This window comes from Glaciihabitans tibetensis (assembly GCF_003003265.1).
In the GTDB taxonomy this organism is placed as follows: domain Bacteria; phylum Actinomycetota; class Actinomycetes; order Actinomycetales; family Microbacteriaceae; genus Glaciihabitans; species Glaciihabitans tibetensis.
In genome coordinates this window covers 729,148-754,053 of record NZ_PVTL01000001.1, presented here as the reverse complement: position 1 = coordinate 754,053, position 24,906 = coordinate 729,148, and the positions used below count along the sequence as shown (strand labels likewise).

At 64.4% G+C, this 24,906-nt stretch carries 24 protein-coding genes; 16 read left to right on the top strand and 8 right to left on the bottom strand.

Translation table 11 applies throughout. The features are described from left to right. Positions 1-11: 11 nt before the first annotated feature. The gene (locus tag B0I08_RS03580) at positions 12-1,337 is read right to left on the bottom strand and encodes a GNAT family N-acetyltransferase (protein ID WP_106209808.1); all 1,326 of its coding nucleotides are present in this window, start codon (positions 1,335-1,337) and stop codon (positions 12-14) included. 225 nt (positions 1,338-1,562) lie between these two features. Between B0I08_RS03580 and B0I08_RS03575 the strand changes: the two genes are divergently transcribed. The 3 genes from B0I08_RS03575 (at position 1,563) to B0I08_RS03565 (ending at position 5,267) form a co-directional block, all read left to right on the top strand. Continuing rightward, positions 1,563-2,360, top strand: a complete 798-nt coding sequence (locus tag B0I08_RS03575) for a DarT ssDNA thymidine ADP-ribosyltransferase family protein (protein ID WP_181243167.1) — start codon at positions 1,563-1,565, stop codon at positions 2,358-2,360. Between the two features lie 26 nt (positions 2,361-2,386). Beyond that, complete coding sequence (locus B0I08_RS03570) at positions 2,387-3,406, top strand: LLM class flavin-dependent oxidoreductase (RefSeq protein ID WP_106209805.1); 1,020 nt, start codon at positions 2,387-2,389, stop codon at positions 3,404-3,406. Between the two features lie 268 nt (positions 3,407-3,674). Beyond that, positions 3,675-5,267, top strand: coding sequence for a DUF4389 domain-containing protein (locus B0I08_RS03565; protein ID WP_245884474.1), 1,593 nt, complete (start codon positions 3,675-3,677; stop codon positions 5,265-5,267). 15 nt (positions 5,268-5,282) lie between these two features. Here the strand turns inward: B0I08_RS03565 and B0I08_RS03560 are convergent, their stop codons facing one another. After that, on the bottom strand, positions 5,283-5,966 hold the full coding sequence (locus tag B0I08_RS03560) for a response regulator (RefSeq protein WP_106209804.1): 684 nt from the start codon (positions 5,964-5,966) through the stop codon (positions 5,283-5,285). A 241-nt stretch (positions 5,967-6,207) separates the two neighbouring features. On the opposite strand from B0I08_RS03560, the gene B0I08_RS03555 reads away from it, so the two are divergent. Further along, on the top strand, positions 6,208-7,272 hold the full coding sequence (locus B0I08_RS03555; RefSeq protein WP_181243165.1) for a universal stress protein: 1,065 nt from the start codon (positions 6,208-6,210) through the stop codon (positions 7,270-7,272). Here the strand turns inward: B0I08_RS03555 and B0I08_RS03550 are convergent. Continuing rightward, complete coding sequence (locus B0I08_RS03550; protein WP_106209800.1) at positions 7,255-7,752, bottom strand: glutathione peroxidase; 498 nt, start codon at positions 7,750-7,752, stop codon at positions 7,255-7,257. The two genes, B0I08_RS03555 and B0I08_RS03550, sit on opposite strands and share 18 nt — an antisense overlap. A gap of 193 nt (positions 7,753-7,945) precedes the next feature. On the opposite strand from B0I08_RS03550, the gene B0I08_RS03545 reads away from it, so the two are divergent. Together B0I08_RS03545 and B0I08_RS03540 are read left to right on the top strand one after the other, a co-directional pair. Continuing rightward, on the top strand, positions 7,946-8,245 hold the full coding sequence (locus B0I08_RS03545; protein ID WP_146134304.1) for a hypothetical protein: 300 nt from the start codon (positions 7,946-7,948) through the stop codon (positions 8,243-8,245). A 40-nt stretch (positions 8,246-8,285) separates the two neighbouring features. Beyond that, positions 8,286-8,771, top strand: a complete 486-nt coding sequence (locus B0I08_RS03540; protein ID WP_106209796.1) for a MarR family winged helix-turn-helix transcriptional regulator — start codon at positions 8,286-8,288, stop codon at positions 8,769-8,771. Positions 8,772-8,780: 9 nt separating this feature from the next. On the opposite strand, the gene B0I08_RS03535 is transcribed toward B0I08_RS03540, so the two are convergent. Beyond that, a complete protein-coding gene (locus B0I08_RS03535) occupies positions 8,781-9,317 on the bottom strand; it encodes a MarR family winged helix-turn-helix transcriptional regulator (RefSeq protein ID WP_106209794.1) in 537 nt (178 codons plus the stop codon). A gap of 57 nt (positions 9,318-9,374) precedes the next feature. Between B0I08_RS03535 and B0I08_RS03530 the strand changes: the two genes are divergently transcribed. Next, entirely contained in the window at positions 9,375-10,280 is a 906-nt protein-coding gene (locus tag B0I08_RS03530; protein WP_106209792.1) for a DMT family transporter, read from the top strand. 10 nt (positions 10,281-10,290) lie between these two features. Further along, positions 10,291-12,306 carry a DUF2207 domain-containing protein gene (locus B0I08_RS03525; RefSeq protein WP_181243163.1) on the top strand — a complete coding sequence of 672 codons (2,016 nt, stop codon included), beginning with the start codon at positions 10,291-10,293 and terminating at the stop codon, positions 12,304-12,306. Between the two features lie 20 nt (positions 12,307-12,326). Here B0I08_RS03525 and B0I08_RS03520 read toward each other — a convergent pair whose 3' ends face one another. Beyond that, positions 12,327-13,496 (bottom strand): AI-2E family transporter, encoded by a 1,170-nt coding sequence (locus B0I08_RS03520; RefSeq protein WP_106209788.1) that lies wholly within the window; start codon positions 13,494-13,496, stop codon positions 12,327-12,329. A 501-nt stretch (positions 13,497-13,997) separates the two neighbouring features. Between B0I08_RS03520 and B0I08_RS03515 the strand changes: the two genes are divergently transcribed. Beyond that, positions 13,998-14,318, top strand: a complete 321-nt coding sequence (locus B0I08_RS03515) for a hypothetical protein (protein WP_106209787.1) — start codon at positions 13,998-14,000, stop codon at positions 14,316-14,318. Between the two features lie 129 nt (positions 14,319-14,447). Here the strand turns inward: B0I08_RS03515 and B0I08_RS03510 are convergent, their stop codons facing one another. Beyond that, positions 14,448-16,223, bottom strand: coding sequence for an HNH endonuclease signature motif containing protein (locus B0I08_RS03510; RefSeq protein WP_106209785.1), 1,776 nt, complete (start codon positions 16,221-16,223; stop codon positions 14,448-14,450). A gap of 210 nt (positions 16,224-16,433) precedes the next feature. On the opposite strand from B0I08_RS03510, the gene B0I08_RS03505 reads away from it, so the two are divergent. Beyond that, positions 16,434-17,129, top strand: a complete 696-nt coding sequence (locus B0I08_RS03505) for an NUDIX hydrolase (RefSeq protein ID WP_106209783.1) — start codon at positions 16,434-16,436, stop codon at positions 17,127-17,129. Here the strand turns inward: B0I08_RS03505 and B0I08_RS03500 are convergent. Further along, positions 17,086-17,670 (bottom strand): DUF2238 domain-containing protein, encoded by a 585-nt coding sequence (locus tag B0I08_RS03500; protein ID WP_106209781.1) that lies wholly within the window; start codon positions 17,668-17,670, stop codon positions 17,086-17,088. The genes B0I08_RS03505 and B0I08_RS03500 overlap by 44 nt on opposite strands. Before the next feature lie 560 nt (positions 17,671-18,230). On the opposite strand from B0I08_RS03500, the gene B0I08_RS03495 reads away from it, so the two are divergent. From B0I08_RS03495 to B0I08_RS03485, 3 genes are read left to right on the top strand one after another with little or no spacing between them, the layout of a single operon-like run. Beyond that, positions 18,231-18,761, top strand: coding sequence for a hypothetical protein (locus B0I08_RS03495; protein WP_106209780.1), 531 nt, complete (start codon positions 18,231-18,233; stop codon positions 18,759-18,761). A 36-nt stretch (positions 18,762-18,797) separates the two neighbouring features. Then, positions 18,798-20,276: an APC family permease gene (locus B0I08_RS03490; protein ID WP_106209778.1), complete on the top strand. Its 1,479-nt coding sequence runs from the start codon at positions 18,798-18,800 to the stop codon at positions 20,274-20,276. Positions 20,277-20,279: 3 nt separating this feature from the next. Further along, positions 20,280-20,744: a universal stress protein gene (locus B0I08_RS03485; protein ID WP_106209776.1), complete on the top strand. Its 465-nt coding sequence runs from the start codon at positions 20,280-20,282 to the stop codon at positions 20,742-20,744. Between the two features lie 54 nt (positions 20,745-20,798). Here the strand turns inward: B0I08_RS03485 and B0I08_RS03480 are convergent, their stop codons facing one another. After that, complete coding sequence (locus B0I08_RS03480) at positions 20,799-21,305, bottom strand: 2'-5' RNA ligase family protein (protein WP_106209775.1); 507 nt, start codon at positions 21,303-21,305, stop codon at positions 20,799-20,801. A gap of 273 nt (positions 21,306-21,578) precedes the next feature. Here B0I08_RS03480 and B0I08_RS03475 point away from each other — a divergent pair, with 273 nt between their 5' ends. The 3 genes from B0I08_RS03475 to B0I08_RS03465 all read left to right on the top strand — a co-directional run bounded on the left by B0I08_RS03475 (position 21,579) and on the right by B0I08_RS03465 (position 24,900). Continuing rightward, entirely contained in the window at positions 21,579-22,304 is a 726-nt protein-coding gene (locus B0I08_RS03475) for a LuxR C-terminal-related transcriptional regulator (protein WP_106209773.1), read from the top strand. A gap of 435 nt (positions 22,305-22,739) precedes the next feature. Next, positions 22,740-23,072, top strand: a complete 333-nt coding sequence (locus tag B0I08_RS03470; RefSeq protein ID WP_106209771.1) for a TcmI family type II polyketide cyclase — start codon at positions 22,740-22,742, stop codon at positions 23,070-23,072. 115 nt (positions 23,073-23,187) lie between these two features. Beyond that, the gene (locus tag B0I08_RS03465) at positions 23,188-24,900 is read left to right on the top strand and encodes an acetyl-CoA carboxylase carboxyltransferase subunit alpha (protein WP_106209769.1); all 1,713 of its coding nucleotides are present in this window, start codon (positions 23,188-23,190) and stop codon (positions 24,898-24,900) included. Positions 24,901-24,906 lie beyond the last annotated feature (6 nt).

Genomic DNA, 24,906 nt, shown 5'->3' with positions numbered 1-24,906 from the left:
CACAGGTTCGCCTAGAACCAAATGCTTAGCCAGGGCGAGACGGCCGACTGGAACAAAGAATCCAGCACGACCGCGGACCCGTCACGGTTCTCCGTGACGCGTCCCGCCCTGGCTAGCGTGACGCCCGATACCCCGCCGAGGTAGAGGGCGTTCACTTCGTTAATGGACAAAGACACGTCGGCGACTCCGTCAGGCGTCACCGCGTCCCACGGCGTCACTTTTCCCGCACCGACCGCATCGACGTCGAGCAAAAATCGCCCCTGCGCAAATCCCAGTGGGTCCGAGACATCGAGCACAATGCGTCCTTGACCGCTGTACGCGCGGGATTCCAGAGCGACGGGCAGATCGAGGATGCGCGTCCACAGGTGGTCCCGCTCCAGCGTCTTGCGAACCGCGCGGAAGTCGGAGACCTGCCAGGCAAACGCCTCCCGGACCGACCGCAGCGGCGCCCGGACCTCGCTGACGAGGTCCATCTCGATGAGGAACCGCCAGAGTGCTGCGTAGGCATCGTCGGTCGCGGCAACCAGATAGTCAACCTCGAGCACGTTCGTGTCGAAGCTCCCGTCGGTTCCCGTCACCCGGTAGACGGCGAAACCCTGCGAAACACCCTCCGCGTCGTCATACCGCACCGCCCGCAAGTTCTTGGCCTGCCCCGACGAATCGCTACCGAAGCCGAGCAGGCGCTCCCACAGGTGTCCGGAGAACTCAATCTGTCCGGGAGTGTCCAGACGCACACGTTCGACCAGAGCGAGCCCTTCGTCGCGCAATTGCTCGAGCGAGACGAAGTGCACACGGCCGGTTGAGTCTGGGCCAGTCCAGTGAAGACGGCGCGGGTTGATCTGCCAGTTGGCCATCATCGCAGCAGGCGCGAAGCCGTAGCGAGAATAGATGGTCGCCTCTGACACGGTGAGCACCGCCACAGCGGAGCCAAACCGGGCGGCAGTGCGCAACTCGGATTCGAGCATCGCGCGCGCAATACCCCGCCGACGGTGTGTCGGGGACACAGTCACGGCGCTGATTGCCCAGGCCGGCACGGTGCGTGTTCCGGGAACGGTGAGCGCGGTCGGCCACGAACTGACTGTCGAGACGGGGGAGAGGGGTTCCGCTGCGGACGGATCCCAGACACCCGTGGTGCGTCGGTCGGCTACGCCCTTCAGCGAAACATCGAGCAGCTCCGCCGTGGGGTTCGCTTCGTGGAAGCCTCGCGATTCGGCGCGTAACCAAGCGGAGAACGTCTCGGTGTCCGTGGTATCGACCAGTCCAAAGGAGAGGTTTTGGGCGGCGAGGCGCTGTTCGGATTCGGCGTCGATGGGCATGTCTCGGTACTCGGCGGTCATGTTGTCAGGCTATCGGAGGGTAAGACACCGCCGAAGAGGCGGTGGTAGAACGGTCCGTCTGTAACCGCGGGCACCAAAAGCGCCGTAACGTGGAGTAGTGGCGTTCGATAGCGGGGCTTCGACGATGGAACGTGCCACCCACTGAAAGGTTTTGTCTTGAGCGAGGAATGCATTCACGGACTGGACAAGGCGCGTTGCGACCTGTGTACGCCAAAGGCTCGAGTAGTGGTTGAACCGGTCGCGAAAGCCGCCGGAGCGCCGCGTGCACGCCAGGCGAGCGGAGCATCGTTGAGTTCCACCCCACGGGCTGCTCCTCGACGGTCAGCCTCGCGTTCGGCGGGCCTGCCCCCGGAGGATGTTGGCGGACAACGCATCTATCACCTGACCCACGTGAGCAACCTTCCCGACATCCTCAGCGCCGGGCGCCTTTTTGCCGACGCAAACGACAGCTGGAACTCCCGCCCCACGGTCGACATCTCGTCGGAGCAGACGCGTCTGGCCCGCCGTGCCGCGCTGCTGGCAGTCGCTGGGGGTCGCAGCGTCGCCCACTACGTGCCGTTTTCTCTGGCGCCGAAGTCGAGCGTCTGGGAAGGAATTCTGGGCAGCGTCGCCGATGACCGCCTTTCGGTTGCGGCTCGTGGCGTCGTCCCCGCCGACTTTGTAATCCTCGTCAGCACCGTCAAGCACGCGTTCGAGGGGGCCGCCGCCGAGTCCGCAACGGCTGAGCAGCTCGCCGTAACCGACGGAGACGCAGCGAGTCCGCTGACCCGTTTCGGCTCCACACGGGAGGCCGCGGAGCGTCAGTTGCGCAAACTCCGTGCAGACCAGCTCTCCGAAGTGATCCTCGACGCCGAATTGCTCGTCGCCGACGAGTTCCCCTTTGAGCGCATCACGCTCGTCGGTGTTGCCAATGACCGCGCGCGGGATGCGGTCAAAGCGATCCTGCAGGAGGGTTCGCACCGGCCGAAGGTCGCCGTATACCCGCCGTGGTTCCGCCCCGCCGAAGACGCGCCCGGCATCTGATCGGTGCCACCGGCGCTGCACCCCGTATGAAGAACATCGGATTTTTGTCCTTCGGCCACTATCAGGCCGTTGAAGGTTCGCTGGTCCGCAGTGCGCGCGACGCCCTGCTGCAGACGATCGACCTGGCCGTGGCTGCTGAGGAACTCGGCATCGACGGAGCATACGTTCGAGTTCACCACTTCGCTCCGCAGCAGGCCTCACCGTTTCCCCTGCTGGCCGCGATGGCTGCCCGCACGAGCCGCATCGAGCTGGGCACGGGCGTCATCGACATGCGGTACGAAAACCCCCTCTACATGGCAGAAGAGGCCGCCATGACCGACCTGATAAGTGGCGGGCGGCTGCAGCTTGGGGTCAGCCGCGGCTCACCCGAGACCTCCCTCCGCGGGTACGAGGCTTTCGGCTACCGTCCAAAAGCTGGGATGAGCGATGCGGATGATGCCCGCCGCCGCACCGCGGAGTTTCGCTCCGCTATCGCCGGCGAAGGTGTTGCCCCGGCGAACCCAGCGATGACGGCGGCGCGTGGGTTGCTCGCGATAGAGCCGCAAGCGCCCGGTCTGAGCGAACGGGTCTGGTGGGGATCCGGCACCCGCGCGACGGCGAAGTGGGCCGGTGAACAGGGCATGAACCTGATGAGTTCCACCCTGCTCACAGAAGACACCGGGGTTCCGTTCGACGAGCTTCAGGCCGAACAGATCGCAATCTTCCGTGCAGCCTGGCTCGACGCTGGCTGGACACACACCCCTCGGGTGTCGGTCAGCCGCAGCATCTTTCCACTCGTCAGCGCCCAGGATCGGCACTACTTCGGTCTGCGCGGGCAGGCAGAGTCGGGTGACCAGGTCGGGCGGATCGACGGTTCCTTAGCCCGCTTCGGACGAAGCTACATTGGCGAGCCGGACCGCCTCATCGAAGAGCTCTCTCAGGACGCCGCGGTGCGCGAGGCCGACACGCTGCTGCTCACGATCCCGAACCAACTCGGTGTCGATTACAACGCGCGCCTGCTCGAGTCGGTTGTGAAGTACGTCGCACCTGCCCTTGGGTGGCGCTGACGGCCTCGATCAATCCGAATTACGCCGCCTTCGTCAACGGCCAGCAGTAGCGAGGGCCTTGTCCCGACGAGCGGGATCGGTCATGCGCCCCATTTGCCGTGTAGTGCTTCGGCGTCTGACAAGGCGGAAGACGACAGCGGCGAATCGGTTGGATGCCCCACTGATGACGCTCGCCGCCGGGACCTTCGGCCCTAACCCGGGTGATGCCGCAGCGTTGTTATCAAGTGAGATGTGATCCAGTCCGATCACGCATCACCCGGAGGTTGACATGACACAGGCAGCGCCCAACCCCACTCCCGAATCGAACCCCACTTCCGCATCGAACCCCCACGGCGTGCCGCCCGGCGTCCCTCACGCCTCGTCGTCGGGCGGGTCGATCGCGATGCTCATCCTCGGGCTGCTGTTCGTCGTGCTCGGCATTGGCCCGTTGATCGGGGGCGCCAGCATCGTCGCGATCCTCGCGCAGCAGGATGACGACGGGTTCGTCAGCTCGCCGGCCGTCGGCGTTGCCGCTGACTCGTACGCGCTGACATCCCCCGACCAGACAGTCGCCAGCGATGTGCCGCAGATGCCGCTCGATATCGGCACCATTCGACTGAGCGCAACGGGGCAGGCCTCAGCCGAACTGTTCATCGGCGTGGCGCGCCAAGACGATGTGGACGCCTACCTCGCGGGTGTGCACCATACCGAGGTTGCCGAAGTGCGCCTTGCACCGCAGGTGACTCGCCTGCGCGACCATCCCGGCGAGATCACGCCGGACCTTCCCGGCAATCAAGACTTCTGGATCGCGTCCGACACAGGAAGAGGCTCGGTCGAGTTGGAGCGACCGGCGGAGTTCGGCGACTGGGCGATCGTGGTGATGAACGCGGATGCGACGCCGGGGGTGCAAGTGGCCCTGCAGGCCGGGTTTCGGTCGGACTGGTTCTGGCCGCTGGCTGCGGGTCTGTTCATCGCGGGCTTGTTGCTGTGCCTGATCGGCCTGCCCTTGCTGATCCTGGGTGTGATCGGTATCGGAAGGCGACTGCCATCCGGCCCGTCCCCATCCGATGTCGTCGGATATCCCGCGCGGCTCACCGGCGAGCTCATCGGAACACCGTCCAGCTGGCTGTGGCTGGTGAAATGGCTGCTTGCTATTCCCCACTACGTGGTGCTGGTGTTTCTCTGGTTTGCCTTTGCGATTGCCTCGGTCGTGGCGTGGTTTGCGATCCTGTTCACCGGACGGTACCCGAGGCCGCTTTTCAATTTCAACGTGGGCGTGCTCCGGTGGAGCTGGCGTGTGGGCTTCTACGCGTATTCGGCGCTCGGAACCGACAAGTATCCGCCGTTCAGTCTCGCAGCGACGTCCTACCCCGCGGACTTCACCATCGAGTACCCGCAACGGCTCTCGCGCGGTCTCATCTTCGTGAAGTCCTGGCTCCTGGCGTTGCCGCACCTGCTCCTCATTGGCGCGGTCACCGGATCGAGCATCGTGTTCGCGCGGCCAGCGGGAGGATGGGGTCGTGGTGACTGGACTCGGGGGGACTGGGCCGCCACGGAGTGGTCTCCGGAATCTTTCATCCGTGTGGGCGGCATCTCGATTGTGGGCCTCCTTGTGCTGGTCGTCGGAGTCTCCCTGCTGTTCCGCAGCCGTTACCCCGTTGCGCTGTTCAACCTGCTGATGGGGATCAATCGCTGGGGCTATCGCGTCGCGGCCTACGTGGGGCTATTCCGCGACGAATACCCTCCCTTCCGCCTGGACCAGGGCCCGCGGGACACCGAGGACACGGCCAAAGCGGCGCCACCTCAGGACAGCTCACCTCAGGACAGTGCATCTCAGAACAGTGCATCTCAGAACAGTGCAGCTCAAAACAGCCGCATCTGAGTAGGCGGACTTCGCCTATCGTCGATGATCGATGTCGGATGCCCGCGCCGCCTCCGATCGGGCCGCCTCCTGTTCCGCCTCAAGCCTCGCGCCGAATACCGCGGCCTGGGTGCGGCGCACCAAACCAAGTTTTCCGAGCAAACCAGAGACGTAGTTTTTGACCGTCTTCTCGGCGAGCTCCAGGTGTTCTCCGATTTGTTTGTTCGTCATGCCCTGGGCGATGAGCTCAAGCACCTGGCTTTCCCGGGGCGTCAGATTCGACTCCGGCGTCACCGCGCTCGGGGCGGAGAGTTGGGCGACGACGCGCTCGGCCATGCGCCGATCGATCAGAGACTTCCCTGTCGCAACCCTGCGGATGCTGTCGACCAGGCGCTGCCCGCGAATGTCCTTAAGAACGTAGCCCGCTGCTCCCGCGAGGATCGCCGCGTAGCTGGCGTCTTCGTCGTTGTACGCGGTGAGCATGAGGCATTGCACCGAGGGGTTCGCGCTCCGAATTTGCCGGCAGAGATCGATGCCGGTGCCGTCTGGTAGTCGCACGTCGAGCACCGCGACATCCGGAAGCGTTGCGGCCACGCGGCCCCGGGCCTGCCGCATCGTGGCAGCCTCGCCGACAATTTCGAGATCGTCCTCGGCGTTGATCAGGTCGGCAATTCCACGCCGGACGATCTCATGATCGTCGACGAGAAACACGCGGGTCATGTGGAGCCCTTCTGTGTGGCTGGCGCCCCGCCGTCACAGCAATGTGCCCCCAGAAGTTCGCGGCACAGGGACTTTCGACCCTGCCGGTTCCGCGAGTCACCCCTCGATGGTGAGAGCGATGTCCTGAGTGAATTTTACGCCCGCGAGGGGAGAATCGTTATAGGACGCTCGCGTACTCGTGAATCCGTTTCGCAGACGTTCTCACTGGGTGAAGGACAGCGTGAAGGAGAAGGAGCACAGCGTGAACGACAGTGTGAACGACGGACTGAACCACAGCCTGAACGACAGCCTGAACCCCAGCGTGAACCCCAGACAGCACGACAGCGCGAATCACCACAGAACCGTGGTCGGCTGGGACGGGGGCGACGCTGCCGCGGACGCGGTCGCCTGGGCGGTCGAGCGTGAGCGCGGACGGCACGGCACGATCGCGCTTGTCCGTGTGGTGGCCGACCACCACCATTCGTCGAACTACGCCGCAGTCCAGTCCGCGATAGAGGCGGCCCAGCTTGAGTTGACCGCGGAGGCCACGCGGCTCGGGAAGCTTGCGCCCGAGTGCTTCATCACCACGACCGTCGTGCACGGGGACCCGCTTGACGAGCTGATCGGCCAGGCAAACCCCGGGTGGGTGCTGGCGGTCGGGGCCGCTAAGAGGCACCGCTCACCGTTCGGGCACGGTTCGTCGCTTGCGGCACAGATCGCGGCGGCGGCCAATGGCCCCGTTGCCATCATCCCGCCTGCCATCATCCCGCCCGCTGTCAATTCGCCTGCCACGAATTCGCCTAATACCGGTACCGCTGGCTCGCGCAGGCGAACGGGCGTCGTCGTCGGCGTCGATGGTTCCGCTGAGTCGCTCAGGGCGGTGGATGTCGCGATTGCCGAGGCCGTGCGGCGGCAGGAGGAACTCATTCTCATCCATGCCTGGCAGGAGCCGACGGCCCTCGCGGAGGAGTACACGATCGACCCACGGTTGGTGGAGGCGGTTGAGGAGCAGGGCGAACGGATCCTCGCCGCGGCCACAACGTCGATTTTTGAGCGCTACCCAGAGCTGCGGGTGCGCGCCCAGCTGGTCGGGGGAGCGGCGGAGATCGCCCTGCGCGAGGCGGCGACGACCGCGGCGCTGGTGGTGGTCGGCACGCGTCACCTCCGCGGGCTGAAGCGGATCCTGCTCGGATCAGTCAGTCACTACGTCGTCCAACACCTGCAGTGTCCCACGATCGTGGTCGGGCACGGCAGCGCGGAGTCAGGCAGTGACGGGTCGAGCAGCGAGCAGTCAGGCAGCGAGCAGCAGTCAGGCGGGCAGCGCTGACTCGATCAGCGACACGATCTCGGGCGCATCGGGCTGCGTGGTGGGGCGGAACCGGTGCACGTCTCCTTCGGGGGTGATGACGAACTTCTCGAAGTTCCAGGAGACACGCCCCGCCTTGCCTGCGGCGTCGGGGGTCTTGGTCAGTTCGGCGTAGAGCGGATGCGCGGACTTACCGTTGACCTTCACCTTTTCGAACATCGGGAAGGTGACGCCCCAGGTGAGGGAGCAGTACTCCTTGATCTTGTCCTCGGATCCGAGCTCCTGCAAGAACTGGTTGCTGGGGAACCCGAGCACTGTGAATCCCCGCTCGCCGTAGAACTTCTGCAGCTGCTCGAGCTTTTCGTACTGCGGTGCCAGCCCGCAGCGCGAAGCCACGTTCACCACAAGGATCACCTTGTTGGCATACTCGGCGAGGGTGGTGGTGCCGCCCTCGATCGTGGTCAGGGGGATGTCGGTCAGGCTGGTGCCGGTCTCGGTCATGAAGCGAGCGTACGCCGGAATGCTGGGATTTAGTGCAAATTCGAAGCTGCGAGCTGAATGCCGCGCGTCGGGCGCTGCTCACAGGGTGGACGCTCTGCCCTAGGCTGAAACCTCACCGACCGAGGGGGCGCAGATCCGAGAGCACAATTCGTCTGCACCCATCGCGCGCGGCGACCTTGTACTCTCCGTCGCATTGCTCGTAGTGAACCTCGTGGCGGGCATAGCGATGGCCATCGTCGCGGTGTTGCTTGTCGTCGCGTACGACACCTGCGCCGTGAACAGCTGCAACTACGAGGGCTTCAACCTTGGCTGGTTCATCGCGATGCTGGCGCCCCCGGCCGTACTTATTGCCGGCGCGGTGGTGACGATTGTGCGCCTGCGCCGACGGCGTCGGGCGTTCTGGGTGCCACTGATCGCCTTGGCCGGGGCCGCGCTGTTCTTTTTCGGCGGCGCCCAGCTCGTCTTCCTGTCCGTACCGGGTGCCGGCTTCTAGTCGCCTTAGTTGTAGCGTCAAGCAACGGTAGAATGCGGGTATGGAAGATGTGCGGTGGCTCAGCGCTGAGCAACAAGCGGCGTGGACAAAGTTCGTAGCGGTGGTCGAGCTGCTGCCCGGCGTGCTCGACGGTCAATTGCAGCGTGACGCTCACCTGACCCACTTCGAGTACTTCACCCTGGCGATGCTGTCGGAGGCTCCGAACCGAACGCTGCGGATGACGGGTCTGGCTGCGGCGACAAACTCGACGCTGCCGCGGCTGTCCCACGTGGCATCCCGCCTCGAACAACGGGGTTATCTTCAGCGCCTGCCGTGCCCGGAGGATCGCCGCGCGACCAACGCGATTCTGACCGAGGACGGGTGGAACAAGGTGGTCGCGACGGCGCCGGGGCACGTGAGTACCGTGCGCGCGACCGTGATCGACGCTCTTGAGCCGCGCGATGTCGCCGACCTCAACCGGGTTATGGCCAAACTACTCGGCACTCTCGACCCCGACGGCAAGTTCGGCCTGCACTCGCTGTCGTAGGGACCGTGATCACGACGTTCCTTCGACCCGTGACAGCCAGCGGCCCAGCAGTTGCTCAAGCTGCACAACATCCTGCGGCTCGAGCATCGAGAGCAGCCGGCGCTCGTTTTCGAGATGGTCGTCAAACGCCCGATCGATGAGGCTCTTGCCCTCTGTTGTTAACGCAACGACCCTCCGGCGACCGTCTTCGGTGGACGCCCGCCGAGTGATCAATCCCGCCGCGACCAGGCGATCGAGACGTTTGGTCATCCCGCCGGTGGTGACCATGGTGGAGCGAGCGAGCGTGCCGGGTGCCCGTTCAAAGGGGGAGCCCGCGCGTCGAAGCGCAGCCAGTACGTCGAAATCGCCCTCGCTGAGTCCGTGACGTGCATAGACCTCGGTGAGCTGCGGCGTGAGCGCTGACGCCAGCCGGTGAATCCGGCCGATCACGCCGAGGGGAGAGACGTCCAGTTCGGGACGCTCCCGATGCCACTCCTGCTGGATCGCCGCCACTCGGTCAACAGACGTGGTCGGGGCACCATCGGTCAGGTCGGCGGGATCAGGCATGCTCCAAATATAGTGCCCTCTCGCCAGATATCTTCCTCGGAAGGTATAGTACCTTCCATGGAAGCTAATTTGCGGTGGATCGCCGTCACGGCCATTGCGCCCGTCGCATGGGGCTCAACATACTTTGTGACACGCAACTTCCTGCCCGCCGACTACCCGTTGTACGGGGCGGTGCTACGCGCGCTGCCAGCCGGGCTGCTTCTCCTTCTCGTCGTGCGCACGCGGCCGCGAGGGGCGTGGTGGTGGAAGTCCGCGGTGCTCGGCGCGCTCAACGTCGGAGCGTTTTTTGTTCTCGTCTACGTCGCGGCGCAGCTGCTGCCCTCGAGCATCGCCTCCACCCTGATGGCGCTGTCTGCAGCCATGATGATGCTGTGCGCCTGGCCGTTGCTCGGGGAGGCTCCGCGAGTGCTGGCATCCATCGGAGCGGCGACGGGGTTCGCCGGGGTTTGCTGCGTCCTGCTGACAGGTACGGGCGCGGCAGGTGCCAACCTTCCCGGTGCCAACCTCGCCGGTGCGCTCGCGTCTCTCGCCGCCATGGCGTTGTCGTCTGTCGGCTACGTCCTGACCAAAAGGTGGAATTCAGGCGTGAGCGTGCTCGCTCTGACATCGTGGCAGCTGATCGCGGGCGGGCTGGTCGTCTTGCCGTTTGCGGTGCTCTTCGAGGGAGGACTGCCGGTCCTCGACCCTCCCGCCCTCGTGGGATTCGGCTACGTCACCGTGGTCGCGACGGCGATCGCCTTTGCCGCGTGGTTCGCGGGGTTGCGGCACCTCAGCGCCGCAACTGTCGGGCTGATCGGGTTGCTCAATCCGCTGACCGGCGTTGCTCTGGGCATGGTCGTCGCGGGCGAGAATCTCGCTGGACTCCAGGTCGTGGGAATGGTGCTCGTTCTGGTCGCGATTGTGCTGGGGCTGCCTCAACGCCGACCGCGACTCACTCTCCAGCGAGAGGGGCACGGTCACTAGGCTCGGTGATGTGAAGCGAAACGGAACAAAATCTGTCGCAGTAGCCCTGTCGGTCGGCCCTGGTCCGGCTGGCCCTGTTCTGGCGCAGAAGGGTCTGGCGCGCACTGTTTTGGCGAGCACTGTTCTGGCGAGCACAGTTCAGGCGAGCACAGTTCTGGCGGGTACATTGCTGGCCGGCGCTCTGCTCGCCACCGCGGCGTCGGTCGGGCTCGCGACGCCGGCGTACGCGGACGTCGAGGACTTCACCTTCGCCTCCTACGACGCCGACTATTGGTTGAGTCGCGACGACGATGGCTCCGCGGTGATGCGCACCGTGGAAACCCTCGTCGCGGAGTTTCCCGAAACGGACCAGAACCGCGGCATAGTCCGCGCGTTACCGGACGAGTACAACGGCCTGCCCCTGGAGACCCGCGTGGACTCCGTGGTCGACCAGAATGGCGACGACATTCCGTACGAACAAGACGATGAGGGCGACTTCGTTGTACTCACTCTGGGCGGCGACGACGAGTACGTGCACGGAGAACAGACGTACGTGATCGACTACACCCAGCACGATGTCGTGCGCTCCTTCGCGGACACCGGCGTCGACGAGCTGTACTGGGACACCAACGGCACCGGCTTCGCGCAGCCGTTCGGTCGGGTGAGCGCCCGGTTCCGCATCGACCCAGAGCTCGAAACCGCACTCACCGGTGATGCATCCTGTTACGTCGGCGCCGACGGTTCGACGACACAGTGCGAGGTGACGCGGGGGACGGATGCCTCGGGGCCCGTGTTCACCGCGGGTGCCAGCGACCTCGGCCCAGGCGAAACCGTCACGGCGGCCATCGCGTTCACTGCGGGCACCTTCGTGATCCCCGACCCGCCACGGCCCGCGGTCTGGGCGATAGCTCTGCCAATTGTGCTGATGATCCTGATCGGCGTTCTGTCGCTGGTTGCCGTCGTCGTGCGGCTGCGGGCGCCGAGGGATGCCGCGGGCCGGGGCACCATCATCCCCGAGTACAGCGTGCCCGAGCAGGACAATCTCCTCGTGGCCGGCAACGTCGTTGGCCGTGCCGAGAAGGCCATGGCGGCGGCCATGGTTGCGCTGGCGGTGCGTGGCAACCTCCAGATCGTTGACAACGGAAAAGACGAGTATTCCCTGCGCTACCTCAACAGCGCCGGAACCGATGAGCAGGAAGCGGACCTGCTGGCCGCGCTGTTCGGTCGGGACGCAGGCCGGGGCAAGGTTCGCAGCCTCAAAAAGCCGAGCGCCAAGTTCGCGACCAAGCTCCAGAAGGTGGCCACAGACACCAAGGCCCGCGTGCTAAAGCTCGGATTGCGTCGGACCGTGCGGTCGGCTCCGGGGTTGGCACTGCTGTGGGCGCTCGTGGCGATGTTTCCGCTGGCGCTGGTTCTTTTCATTCTCAACCTCGCCGTGTCCCCAGCGCCGTCGATATCGGGCATAGTCGTGCTTCCCGTGGCCATCGCCGGCGTCATCGTGGGCGCGGGATGTGCCTACATTCCGGCTGTTCTGACCACGGCGGGCGCCACTCTTCGCGATTACCTTCTCGGCGTCAAGATGTACCTCACCCTGGCCGAGGCGGATCGATTCCGCATGCTCCAGAGCCCCGAGGGCGCACTGCGCGTCGAGTCGGCACCGCGCGTCGATTCGGCACCCCGCGTCGATTCGGCACCGCGCGTTGGCTCGACAGTGCCGGTCGATTCGGCACTGCCGGTCGATACGGGCGACGAGAACCAGGTCGTGAAGCTCTACGAGAAGTTACTTCCCTACGCCGTTTTATGGGGCATCGAGCGAGAGTGGGCGAGCGAGCTTGCGGTGAGATACGAGAATAGCTCGCCAGACTGGTACGTCGGCTCGTCCGGGTTCAATCCGGTGCTCTTTGGCGCGTCGATGCATTCCTTCAGCACGTCGGCCGCCACAGCGGCAAGCTACGCGGCGAGCACCGGGGCGAGTTCCTCCGGCGGCTCAATGGGCGGCGGGTCCGCGGGCGGTGGCGGCGGTGGCGGGGGCGGCGGCGGGCACTGACCCGAGCCGTTTCGCCTTGGCTACCGCTGCGTGCGCGCCTGACCCCGCTTCGCCTTGGCGCCGCGCGGCGCCGACCCGCCGGTCACAACAGGCTGAGCGCCAGCGGGTGGGTTCCATACCTTTGCGATGGCCCAGGCAACTGCGGCGATCGGCACCGCCAGGACCGCACCGACGATGCCCGCGAGGATGGTCCCCGCGGTCAAGGCGACGAGGATAACGAGCGGGTGCAGCTTGAGCGAGTTGGCCATGACGGTCGGCTGAAGGAAGTTGCCCTCGAGCTGATTCACCAGAACAACGATCGCGAGCACGATCAGGGCGACCACCCAGCCGTTCGCGACGAGTGCGACCAGCGCGGCGAGGATACCCGTCGCCGTAGCACCGACGATCGGGATGAACGCGCCGAGGAACACCAGCACGGCCAGCGGCAGTGCGAGCGGAACCTGCAACACGAGAAGGCCGATACCGATCGCCGCGGCATCCACAAATGCAATCGTCGCCGTGCCACGCACGTACCCGCCGAGCACGCGCACCGCGGTGACGCCGATGCGACGGCCCCGATCGAGGCGTTCGCCGCGCAAGGGGCTGAGGAAGAACTCCCAGATCTCCGGTCCGTCCTTCAGGAAGAAGAACAGGATGACTATGGCGAGCAGAGCGCCGGTGATGAGCTCACCCGCGACCGAGACACCGGCGATGGCTCCGGATCCGAACTGGCTGCTGGTGACGAAGTCGCCGATGGCAGTGAATCCGTCATCGATCATCGCCTGGTCGACCGGCAACGGGCCGTTGGTGAGGAACTCCTGGAACTGGCCCAGCCCATCGGTGGCGGACGAAACGAGCTCCTTGTACTGGTCCTGCACCGCGAAAACGATCAGCGTGATAATGCCGCCGAAGATGACCACTCCGCCGAGCAGCGTGATCGTGGTTGCGAGGAGAGCGGAGAGCCGTCGCTTGAGCAGCCGCATCACTGGTGCCGCCGCCGCTGCCACGATCAATGCGATCATCACCGGAATCATGACGAGCTTGAGCTGCACAATCGCAAAGACCAGCGCTGTTGCCAGCCCGATGGTGAGCAGGATCTGTCCACTTCGCAGTCCCAGCCAGCCGATCCGATCGGTGAGCAACACGTTCAACCGTTCTGACGAGCGAGGGGGTGCAGACGGAGGAGTTTTGCCAGATTCGAGGGAAGCCATTTCCCCACTGTAGGTGCGCTTGACACAGAAGCGAGGGCTACACGCCCAGCAACTATCCTCGCTGACAATTGAAAAGGACCCCGAACTCGCGCCCGGGGTCCTACGCGCCGTCTCAACCAGCGCTCGTCCGGTCGCCGCTGGGCATGACCGGAACTCTGCTACCGAGCGTAGCCTGCGCGCCGTGTCTCGCGCGCCGTGTCTCGCGCGCCGTGTCTCGCGCGCCGTGTCTCGCGCGCCGTGTCTCGCGCGCCGTGTCTCGCGCGCCGTGTCTCGCGCGCCGCGCCTCGCGCCTCGCGCCCCGCCCGCTCGGTACTGCACACCGCACTCCGTGCGCGGTTCCAGTCGCACTCCGCGTGCCACAATTCGCGCGGCGCAAGCCGCATGCCACAAGCCGCGCGCCACAAGCCGTATGGCTGCTCCGTTCCGTTCGTGACGGGGCCGGGCCTGGCCGGGCCCGGTGTGACCGTAAGCTTGAGCCCCCTTAGGTGAAAGCAGGTCTTCGTGCTCTCCAACGCAATCTGGATCATGCCAGAAGCAACGCGATCGAATGCTGCACAGCGCGCGACGATCTTCTTTCGCTGCGGCAGCCAGCAGGGAAAAGCCGCTCAGGACGTTGATGCAGACCTCACCGAGGACGACTTCACCCGCCTCACGATCGAGTTCGTGCTTACGGAGGCGCGGGAGTACGCCACAGCGCAGGCCAAGAACCAGAAGAATGCCACTCGCAACCTGAAGAAGTACTTCGACGCCGCACAAATCTCGCTTATCGTTGCGCACAACGGGCTACTCGATGCTGCTCAGGTGCGGAGCCTGCTCCTATAGCGACCTCGCGAAGCTAACTCGTGTGCACGGCTATCTCGTGCGCACAGCTAAGTCCTGTGTACCGTCAACTCGTGCGCACAGCGAATACGTGCGTGTATAGATCTCCGTCGTGGTGTCGGAAGCAAGGCGTCAAAACGGAGTGGATTCTCCTGTGGGCGGGGCGTACCAGCCGTCGTCATCGGTGTCTGCTTCCATGCGCTCCCACGCCTCGGTGAATCCATAAACGGGCGCGGGCGGAGAGGCAGGCGGCGGCGCAGCCGGGACTGAACTCGAGGCGAAGCCGATGGGGATGGCCGGTTCAGTGATGTGGGAGCGACCGGCGGGGGACACCCATTCCAAGATTCCGTTGTCGAGGTGCCGCACCGTCCAGCTCGTGTAGCCCTTCACATTGTGATGGGCCGGGCAAAGATGCTGGAGGTTCTCAGTGCTCGTGTGCCCGCCATACTGCCAATCCAGAACGTGATCCAGGTCGCAGTATTTCGCCGACCTGTTACAGCCCGGATAGCGGCAGGTCTGGTCTCGCAATCGCAGCCACAGCCGCATTGATGCGGGGACTTTGTATCGAGTTTGGCCCACCGACAACACCGTTCCCGTTTCCGGGTGGGTCAACACCCGAATCCACGAATTCGCTCCCGCCGCAAGCACCTTCGCGCTCTCGTGATCGATCGGGCCGTATCCCTCGAGCGTCGCTGGCTCGTCGCTGCGATTCAGCAGGGTCAACGCGGGCACCATCACGACAACCGTCGCCCGTATGCCGGTCGCCGCTGCGCCCGCCAACACGTCTCCACCGTCGACCGTGCGTGCGGGAGAATCCACGGGGATTTCGCCGTTGAGCAGGATGTCGCGAAAAACATCGGTTCTCAACTGCCCCAGACTGCGATCCTCGTCCGGTCCCTGCAACGCGATTGCCGTTTCGGTGCATCGGTTGTAGATACCGACCGCCTCGACGGCCGGCAGCTTCGCCGTGAGGGTAGCCATCCCATCGCCAGCTGGGTCTACTTCCAGATAGCGGCCGCGAACGGCTTTTTTGGCGCGGACGTCGATTGATTCCGGGTGCATTCGCTCCCTGACGATTCGCGCGCGCTGCTTCAACCGCGGCACCGTCGCCGTGGCCGCGACCGGCAGCACGGTCTCCTCGAACTTATGACGCATCTCTTCGGGCACATCCTGAGCCTGGGAAGCAATCACAGTCGCGTGCCGGTAGCTGATCCGCCCCTCAAACATCGCGTCCATGGTTGACGGCAGGGACGAGTGAAGAATCTCGGCATCGGCGAACAGCTGCTCGACCGTGGCTTCCGCCTTTCGGGTGGCGGTCGCGATCTCGGTGATCATCTCCCGTCGCGTAATCACCTCGGGGCTCCACCCCGAGGGCACCGAGGCAGCGCGCACAGGAACGCTGGTATTGGTGCACAACGCTCGGTATCGCTCGATCAACACCGTGCGGCGGGCATGCAGAACCGCCTCGGCGTTCTCGACGGCAATGAGGTCGTCGATCAGACCAGCGCGATCTATGCCCCTGAGCCATGCCTCGTTGGGGTCGATGAACGCGTCTGACACCGACGCGCTGACGATATCGGCGAACGCCCAGTCCTGGGGAACCTCGTCGGGAACGTCAGCGTCATCGACGCGGAACGGACCAAGGAACTTTTCGTTCTCGGCCACGAGTGCGCTGAGCGCCGCCAGCTCCTCCTGGGTCGCGTACCCGGAGTGCGCATATTCGGACTGCGCATCTTCGGACTGCGCATATCCGGACTGCGCATATCCGGACTGCGAATGTTCGGATTGCGCATGTGCGGGCTCCTCATGTTCGGAGTGCGCATGTTCGGACTGCGGCAGCCGCGACGGCAAATCTTCGGGCTGCAGATCTTCGAAATTGTCTTCAGGCGGGTCGTCTGATTCGGTCATGTCACCACATCACACCCAGCCCCCGACATTAGAGGGAATAAGGCGAAATTCGACGCAGGGGGTTGACAACTGCCATGAAAAAACCTGGTCAAAACCACTTTGGTGCGCCGACGAGCCCAACATCTCGAGCGGCCGTGCGAATGACCGCGCGCGGCATACGGACCCGCTTCGCTGCCGCGTGGTCGGCCTGCGTGACGTTAGCCTTGAACGATGACGTCGGCCCCTTCGCACGCGACCGCTCCCGACTCCCCGATCGTCGGCCTGGCGGCATCCCTCGCTCAATGGAGGCCCATTTCCTTGGAGCAGAGCGACCTCAGGGACGAGTACCTGCGCTTTATCGGATCGATGGATGCCCCGCTGGCGCGATCCGGCGGCCCCGAGCACATCACCGCCAGTTGCTTCGTCTTCACGCCCGACCTCGCGAACGTGCTGTTGTGCTTCCACCGGAAGGGTCAGTTCTGGGTGCAGCTCGGCGGCCACGTCGAGGCGCTAGACCCGTCTGTGGCGTCCGCAGCCCTTCGCGAAGCCCACGAGGAGGGCGGAATAGTCGACCTCGCCCCCCTCGGGTCACACCCGGTGGACGTGAACCGGCACGCCCTGAGCAGCAGTTACGGCACCTGCCGGGTGCACTGGGACATCGGGTACGCGGCAATTGCGCAACCCGGCGCGATCCCCGTTACGAGCGAGGAGAGTGAGGACGTCGCGTGGTGGCCAGTCGATGCCCTTCCCGACAATGTGCCACCCATGTTCGCCGAGCGACTGGCGACGGTTTTGGCGCAAACAGCGATTGTTCAAACAACGACCTCGCAAACGAGAACGGCTGAAACAACGACTATTCGAACCACGACTATCTTAAGAAGGATTATTCAGACGGATGCCGCGGGCGCGACGTCAGCAAAGGCATAGCAAGCCCGGCGACGAGTGCGCCCAGAGCTCCGACTGACAGGTCACCGATGGTGTCCCCATACTCCACAACGACGGCGCTGTCGATGAAGGTGTGGCCGAACCATTCGCCGAGTTCCCAGATCACGCCAGCGGACATGCCGAAAGCGGTGGTCAGGACGGTCTTCCCCTGCTCTACCGGCGAGATGAACCGTACGAACAACTGGTACGCGAGAACAGCTATCAGCCCGTTCGCGGCGAAGTGAACGAGCAGGTCCCAGTGGGGGATACTTCGGTACAAATCGAGTGGATTGCTCCACCCGGCAACCAGGAGAACAGCGCCGGTCGCGAGGTCGAGCGCGGGCCGAAGTCCGAGAAGGCGGGGCAGTAGCTGTCCGAGGAGGACGAGGGCAAACAGGGGGATGGCGGTGCCTCCCACGAACGCGACGGCGACAGCAATGCTGAGCACACCAAGGAGCCGCAGAACATCTGCAACCGCTCGTACCGGTGTCGCTGGCGGACGAACCAGCTCGTCGAACACGCGATTTTCGGTTGTGGTGCTCATCACAACGGTGCCTGTCGTCCCATCACGCTATTGCTCGGTGTCATGCTGCTGCTTGATATCGCTCGGTTTCGCCAACTCACACTGTCGCGCCAACTGACTCGGTTGCGGCGACTCATGCTGTAGCGCCAGCTCATTCGGTTGCGCCAACCCATACTGTTGCGGCCACTCACTCGGTTGCGGCGACTGCCGCAGTAACTGAGGCTACTTCGTTGTTCTGCGGTCCGCGGCGCGCGCGGCCGGTCTCTGTCTCCGGTTCATTCGACGTTAGGGGAGACGCTGGGCAAGACGCTAGGGGAGGTGTTTGGCGGGACGCTAGGGGAGATGCTGGGCGAGACGCTAGGGGAGATGCCTGGCGGGACGCTAGGGGAGATGCGGTGGGGGAACCTGCGGCCGGACCGTCCCATCCCGGCGAGGACTGTGGTGCTACGCTCAGCTTCCACCCCGGTTCAACTCGTAACGTTTACCCCACGTTTACTAATCGTTCACTTCGGTGGAACCGCTGATCGGGCTATCGATCGTGCGAGCAGCCGGACGAACTCATCCCCCTGGAGGTGCGCAGCATGGCGCAGAAGAATTCCGACAAGAAGTCCAACAAGAAGTCCGAGACGACCAACAAGAAGACCAGCAAGACGTCCGACCACAAGGTAAACGCCCCGACGCAGTCAACGCCGAAGGCAACGGTCGAAGCTAAGGCACAGAAGGCCCTGGCTCTCGCGGCGGAGTCGGTTCAGGCCGCCAAGAAAGCCGTAAGCGATTCGAGCAAAAAGCTGCGCAAGAGAGCCACTGCGCTGACGGAGCAGACCGAGAAGCTCGCGGCCAAGCACGCGAAGGCTCAGACCCAACTCAAGAAGGCGGAAAAGAAAGCCGACGCCGAAGCCGCGTCGGTGAAGCCGCGACAGAAATCGTCGGCTCGTTCCGCTGGTTCGGGTGTGGACACGTCGCTCCTCACCCCGCCGCTGCCCTCGCCGCAGCCTGCGGCACCGACGCTCATTGAGTTGCGACAGCGGGCAAAATCGCAGGGCGTCACCGGGTATTCGCGGTTGAACAAGGCGGCGTTGATCGCGGCGCTGGAGTCCTCCACAAAAAAATAGTGTGAGCTCAGCCCGCGATTGCCGTATCGTGGCCGAATGGCAGCCGCAGCCGAACCACACGTACTCCAGCCCGGTGAGCTGAAGCGGTCGATCACGACCAAACAACTGTATTTTTATGTCGTCGGTGATGTACTCGGCTCGGGCATCTACGTGCTGGTGGGGCTGGTTGCTGCGGCCGTCGGCGGTGCTTTCTGGATGGCCTTTCTGGCCGGCGTCGCCATCGCCACCATCACCGGCCTTGCTTACGCTGAATTGGTCACCAAGTACCCCCAGGCAGCCGGAGCGTCGCTGTACATCAACAAGGCCTTCCGCAGCCCCGTCCTCACCTTCTTCATCACGATTTGTATGCTGTCGGCCAACATGGCCGCGGTGGGATCGCTCGCGGCGGGGTTCGTGCGCTACTTCAGCGGGCTGATCGGTCTGTCAGAGGACGCGATCTGGGTATCGACCATCGTGGCTGTTGTGTTCGTTGCGATCATCACGGTAATCAACCTGATCGGTATCACCGAGTCGGTCGTCGCGAACGTCGTCATGACCTTCATTGAGATCAGTGGTTTGGTCATCGTGGTGACCATCGGTATCATCGCGCTGGCAGAGGGTGTCAACGACCCCTCTGTGCTGCTGCAGTTCAACACTGAGGGTGGGGCTGGATCCGCGGTTCTCGCAGTACTCGCGGGCGTCTCGCTCGCGTTCTTCGCGATGACGGGCTTCGAGAACGCCGCAAACGTCGCGGAAGAAACGATCGACCCGCAACGCGCGTTTCCCCGCGCTTTGATCGGTGGCATGCTCACCGCAGGGGTCGTTTACGTTTTGGTCTCCATCGCCGCCGCGCTGGCCGTGCCCATCGAGACTCTGGCTGGGAATACTCTGCTCGAAGTCATCCGAGCCGACCTGTTCTTCATTCCGGCAACAGTCATGCTGGTGATCTTCGGGGTGATCGCGATGATTGCCATCAGCAACACCACACTGGTGACTGTCGTTGCACAATCGCGAATTCTGTTCGGGATGGCGCGCGAGAACGTGGTGCCCGCGATGTTCGCCAAGGTGCACCCCACGCGGCGGAGTCCCTACGTTGCGCTGCTATTCGGAGCCGCGATCGTCAGTGCCCTTCTGGTTATCGGCGCGGCGATTCGCACGAGCCAGGCTGGTCAGCCCGAGGAAACCCAGCTGGACATCGTTGACCGGCTGGCGACGATAACGGTCGTGTTCCTGCTCTTCATCTACGCGCTGGTGATCGTGGCGTGCCTGAAGCTGCGCGGCACAGACGAAGGCGAGCGCACCTATCACGCCAACACGCCTTTGCTCATTGTCGGGATCATCGGCAACCTGGCCGTTCTGGCCTACACCCTGATCGACGACCCGGACGCTCTCTTGTGGGTGGCAGGCCTCTTGGCTGTTGGCCTGGTGCTGTACCTCGCCCAGAAGTTCTTTGGCACGAAGAAGGCGCGACTTCCCGGCGATGACGGCGGCGTGCCCGAAGCGGTCGAACCGCCCCCTCTGAGCAAGGAACGCTGAGCCATGCACGTCATCGTAGCCACCGACGGATCTCACGCTTCCCTCGCAGGTGCGCGCCAGTTCAAGTGGATAGCCGACTCCCGCGAAATCACCGACGTCACCGTGCTTGCGGTGATCAGCCCCTACGCCGCCGTGCCGTTCGCCAACGAGCTGGGTCCGCAGAAGACCGCTCGGATGACCGAGCTCAGCTTCAGCGACGACGCCCGACTGGCCGTCGATACCGTCGCCGCGGAGTTTGATGGCTGGGGACCCATCATCCACAAGCAAATTCGCAGCGGTTCGCCGGCCCAGGAAATTATTCGCGCCGCGGAAGACCTCGACGCGGACCTCATAACGATGGCCTCGGGCAGCCGGGGCCTCAGCCGAACGATCCTGCTCGGCAGCACGGCGTCCCGGGTGCAGCACTCAGCGCCGTGCCCTGTGCTCGTCTGCCGCCCGACCCCGCAGAGCGAGCGCGCCCTCGGCTAAGTAGTGCGCGTGGCCTCGCGGATTGGGTGAGAAAACTCACGACCGTTGGGTTCGCTAGGCGAGCTCTGTTGGGTCGTCGGCCGTGAGTTCCGTCACCGTGGCCGTCACGCTATCCCACAACCTGATCCCGCTGACCATCCCGTCCCTGGGTGCGCCGAGTAGTTGCAGCGCGGTCTCGAGTTGCTGGGCGGTGAGGTTCCGCGACAGGGTGACGTGCGGACTCCAACATCCGACGCGCGTGTGATCTACCGCTCCGGCCACGAGCGAGTGCACGGATCGGTGCAGCGCCAGCAGCTCAGACGTTGCCACGACCGACCGAGCGAGGACGAATCCCGACTTTCGCGGAAACAACATGACGGCCCCGAGGCGAACCGCGAATGCTTCGAACGATGGATGCCCGTCAAGTGTGAGTTCATTCCCCGCGGCAACAGTGATGTGGGGCCGGTTGCTCGCTCCACGATGCTGCGTCAGGCTCGGAAGGCCCGCGTCGGAGAGAGCGCCCCAGTCCGTCCGCACTGCCGCCTCAAGGGACTCGTCGAAGATGACGTCGATACTGCGCATAGTTTCATCATGAGGGACCGGACGATCGATCTTCGTTGCGACTGCCCGAGTGCTCCCGGTCGGTTATCAATCAGCCTCCACTCGCACGGAACAATCGGTAGATTCGTCCGCATTTTCACTGTATAGCTGTAGATCTAGCTTCAGGTGTCCGTCACTAAACGGTCCGCCCGGGAAATTCGTGGGGCCGGGTCCTGAGTGACGGCGAGCGAACGGACCGGGCGGTCCGGTGACGGATGCACTTGCGATGTCCTACCCATTCAAGGGAGCCTGACGATGTTCCAATCTGACAGGGGTGCGGGTTCCCATCCATCGCGATCCCTGCACCAGACCTCGCCCATCCCCGGGCCGGAATTTGTTCGCGTGTTGCTGTGCGAAGACAACGAGATCTACCGCATCGGATTACGGGTGTTGATCGAACTCGAACCCGACCTGGTCGTCGTGGGCGAGGTGGTGGACGTCGCGTCGGCATGCTCGCTGGCCGACCTCGTGGACCCGCACATTGTCGTCATCCGTCAGGGCCTGCTACAGAACGTGCACGAGGAGTCCGTCCGGGAATTGTGCGGTCGCGATCGAGCGGTACTGATCCTTGCCGAGACTGAGTCCGAGCTCGACCTGGCAGAGGCGTTGCGAGCCGGCGTGAGAGGTTACCTTTCCCGGTGGGTCGCCGCGCCGCGCCTGGTCGACGGCATCCGCGCGTTGGCGAAGGACGAGCTCGTTCTTGACCCAGCCTTCGCCCGCCATCTCGTGCAGTTCCTGACCGCCGAACCGACCGGACCCGCGGAGACTCCCGCGCAGCTCAGTGCCTTGAATCGGCTGACCGAACGCCAAAGGGCGGTTGCGCTCCTCGTCGCCGAGGGAATGACTAACGGTGAGATCGGCGCCCTGCTGTCGGTCAGTAATGCGACGGTCAAGAGCCACATCACCGCGGTCTCGCGGCGCCTGGGCGTGCGGGGCCGCATCCAGCTGGCTATTTTCGTCAACAACAACATTGCTCTGTAGCCCCGCGCATGTAGCCCGCTGGTGGGCTGCAGGTGGGCTGCAGGTGCGGGACGACAGTCCAGGAAACGGCGATACAGCCATCCGCTTGAGAACGGCGTGTGGGTCGGGATGCCGCCATGCTCACGCTCACGGAGTTCATCGAGATACTGCCTCGCCAGTCGTCAGTCCGACTCGGTCCGGACACGGCGCTCGGTCGGGTTCCGACTTTGGGTGAGACGCCTCGACCCATGGGAGGGGATGGCCCACCGGATGGGGGTGCTTTGGCTCCTGGGGTGGGGGAGATGACGGCACCAAGTTCATACCTCGGGTGGGTGTGTTGTGACTGTGAGTTGTTTTAGCGTTTGGAATGTCCGCGGGGCTGGCTCTCGATTCGTCGGAGTCGTCCGGGATGACATTTGTTCGGCCGCAATCGTTCCTGATGAAGTGGAGTCAGTCATGCAACAGATCATGATCGTCGCGAAGATGCGCTCGCAGGATGCCCCGGCAGTAGCGGACATTTTCGCCCGCTCGGACGCGACCTCAATGCCTCAGGAGATCGGCGTCATCGGTCGCTCCCTGTATCGCTTTCACGGTATCTACGTGCACCTGATCGACTTCGCAGTGCCAGCGTCAGATGCAATGCGAACGGCGCAGCGATTGCCATCTTTCCGTGCCGTCAGTGACGAGTTGCGCCCGCACATCGAGCCCTACGACCCAAATTGGGCTTCGCCGCTCGACGCTATGGCCGACCGCTTTTACCATTGGACGCCGCCGGCCCCTCAAGGCTGAATTCACCCTGCGCCGCCAACTCATTGGACGACTTGATGTCGACCAACAGTTCGTCGAGCCGCCAGGAGCCCCGCTTCGCCGTTCTGGTTGTAGTACCTGCAAATAAGGAGACCCGATGACACACACTTCGGAGCCGGTGGCGTTGCCCGGCGGCCGGGCTGAATGGACCAAGTGTCCGGGCTGCGATGCCCTCATTTACCACAAGCGACTCGATCGAAATCTGTGGGTGTGTCCCGAGTGTGACCACCACGTGCGGATGGGGGCGCGGGCCCGGATCGAGCTGCTGGTGGACCCAGATAGTTTTCGCGAGGCCGAGTTAGACCCTGTGATGCCTGATCCGCTCGCCTTCTCCGACTCGCGTCCTTATCGCGACAGGTTGGCAGCGGCGAACGCCAACTCCCGGGAATCGGAGGCGGTTATCGTCGGCGCCGCGCTCCTCGGTGGGCGGGAAGTGGTTCTCGCCGTTATGGAGTTTTCGTTTATGGGCGGGAGCATGGGATTGGAAGTCGGCCGCCGGGTGAGCGAGGCGGCCGAGCTGGCGCTCCGCGAGCGGAAGCCACTGATCGTCGTGTGCGCGAGCGGCGGAGCACGAATGCAGGAAGGCGTCTTTTCGCTCCTGCAGATGGCTCGCACGGCGGTCGCCTTTGCGCGGCTTCGCGAGGCGGGCGTTCTGTCGGTGTGCGTGCTCACCGATCCGACATACGGGGGTGTCTCCGCATCCTTTGCCAGTTTGGGTTCGGTCGTCATCGCGGAAAGAGGCGCTCACGTCGGGTTCGCTGGCCCGCGGGTCGTTCAGGAAACTATCCGTGCGGCGCTACCCGTCGACTTCCAGGCAGCCGAATCGCAGCTCCTTCACGGTTTGGTCGACCGGGTGGAGAACAGGGCTGACCTACGGTCCCTCCTGATCCGCTTGGCGGACTTGCACGCCGGCGAAAGCTCCACCACAGGAGCTGATCCTGTTCCCGAGCCTGCGGCGACGAGGTCGACGGGGTCTCCGGCGATGCGTGACTCGTGGGAAGTGGTCCAGGCCGCCCGCAGCGTCGATCGGCCGACGACAGCGGATTACCTTCGGCTTGCCTTCGACGATTTTGTTGAGCTGCACGGTGATCGTTCGTTTGCCGATGACCCTGCGGTTGTCGGCGGGGTGGCATCGCTCGCCGGGCGGTCTGTCGTGGTAATCGGCAGCCAGAAGGGCCATACGGTCAAGGAGCTCGTTGCTCACAATTTCGGGATGGCCCACCCGGAGGGTTACCGCAAGGCGGTGCGCCTGATGGAGCATGCCGAGATGTTCGGGATGCCTGTGGTCACTTTTGTCGACACCCCCGGCGCTCACCCCGGCCCGGACGCGGAGGAACGCGGACAGTCCATCGCGATCGCCGAAGCCATTATGCGCAGCTCGCGGCTGCGTGTTCCGGTGGTTGCCGTGATCACCGGTGAAGGCGGCAGCGGTGGCGCCCTCGCGCTGTGCACGTCGGACCGGCTGCTGGTGCTGGAAAATGCGTTCCTCTCCGTGATCAGTCCGGAAGGGTGTGCGGCGATCCTCTGGCGGAGCGCGTCATCGGCTCCCGCTGCGGCCAGGGCGTTGCAACTCGGCGCACCGCATCTGCTGCACAGCGGCATCGCCACCTCGGTGGTACCCGAACCGGTCGGAGGGGCGCAAGCGGACCCGGCTGCGTGCGCTCGCACGCTCCGCGAGGTCATCGTCCGGGAGCTGGAAGAGCTGAACGATGTCTCGCCCGCCGACCTTTTGTCGGGTCGGCAGGAACGCTTCTCCCGGCTCGGTGGTGCGGCCCTGATGACCCCCCTGACGACCGAAATCGCGAGCTGAGGCGGC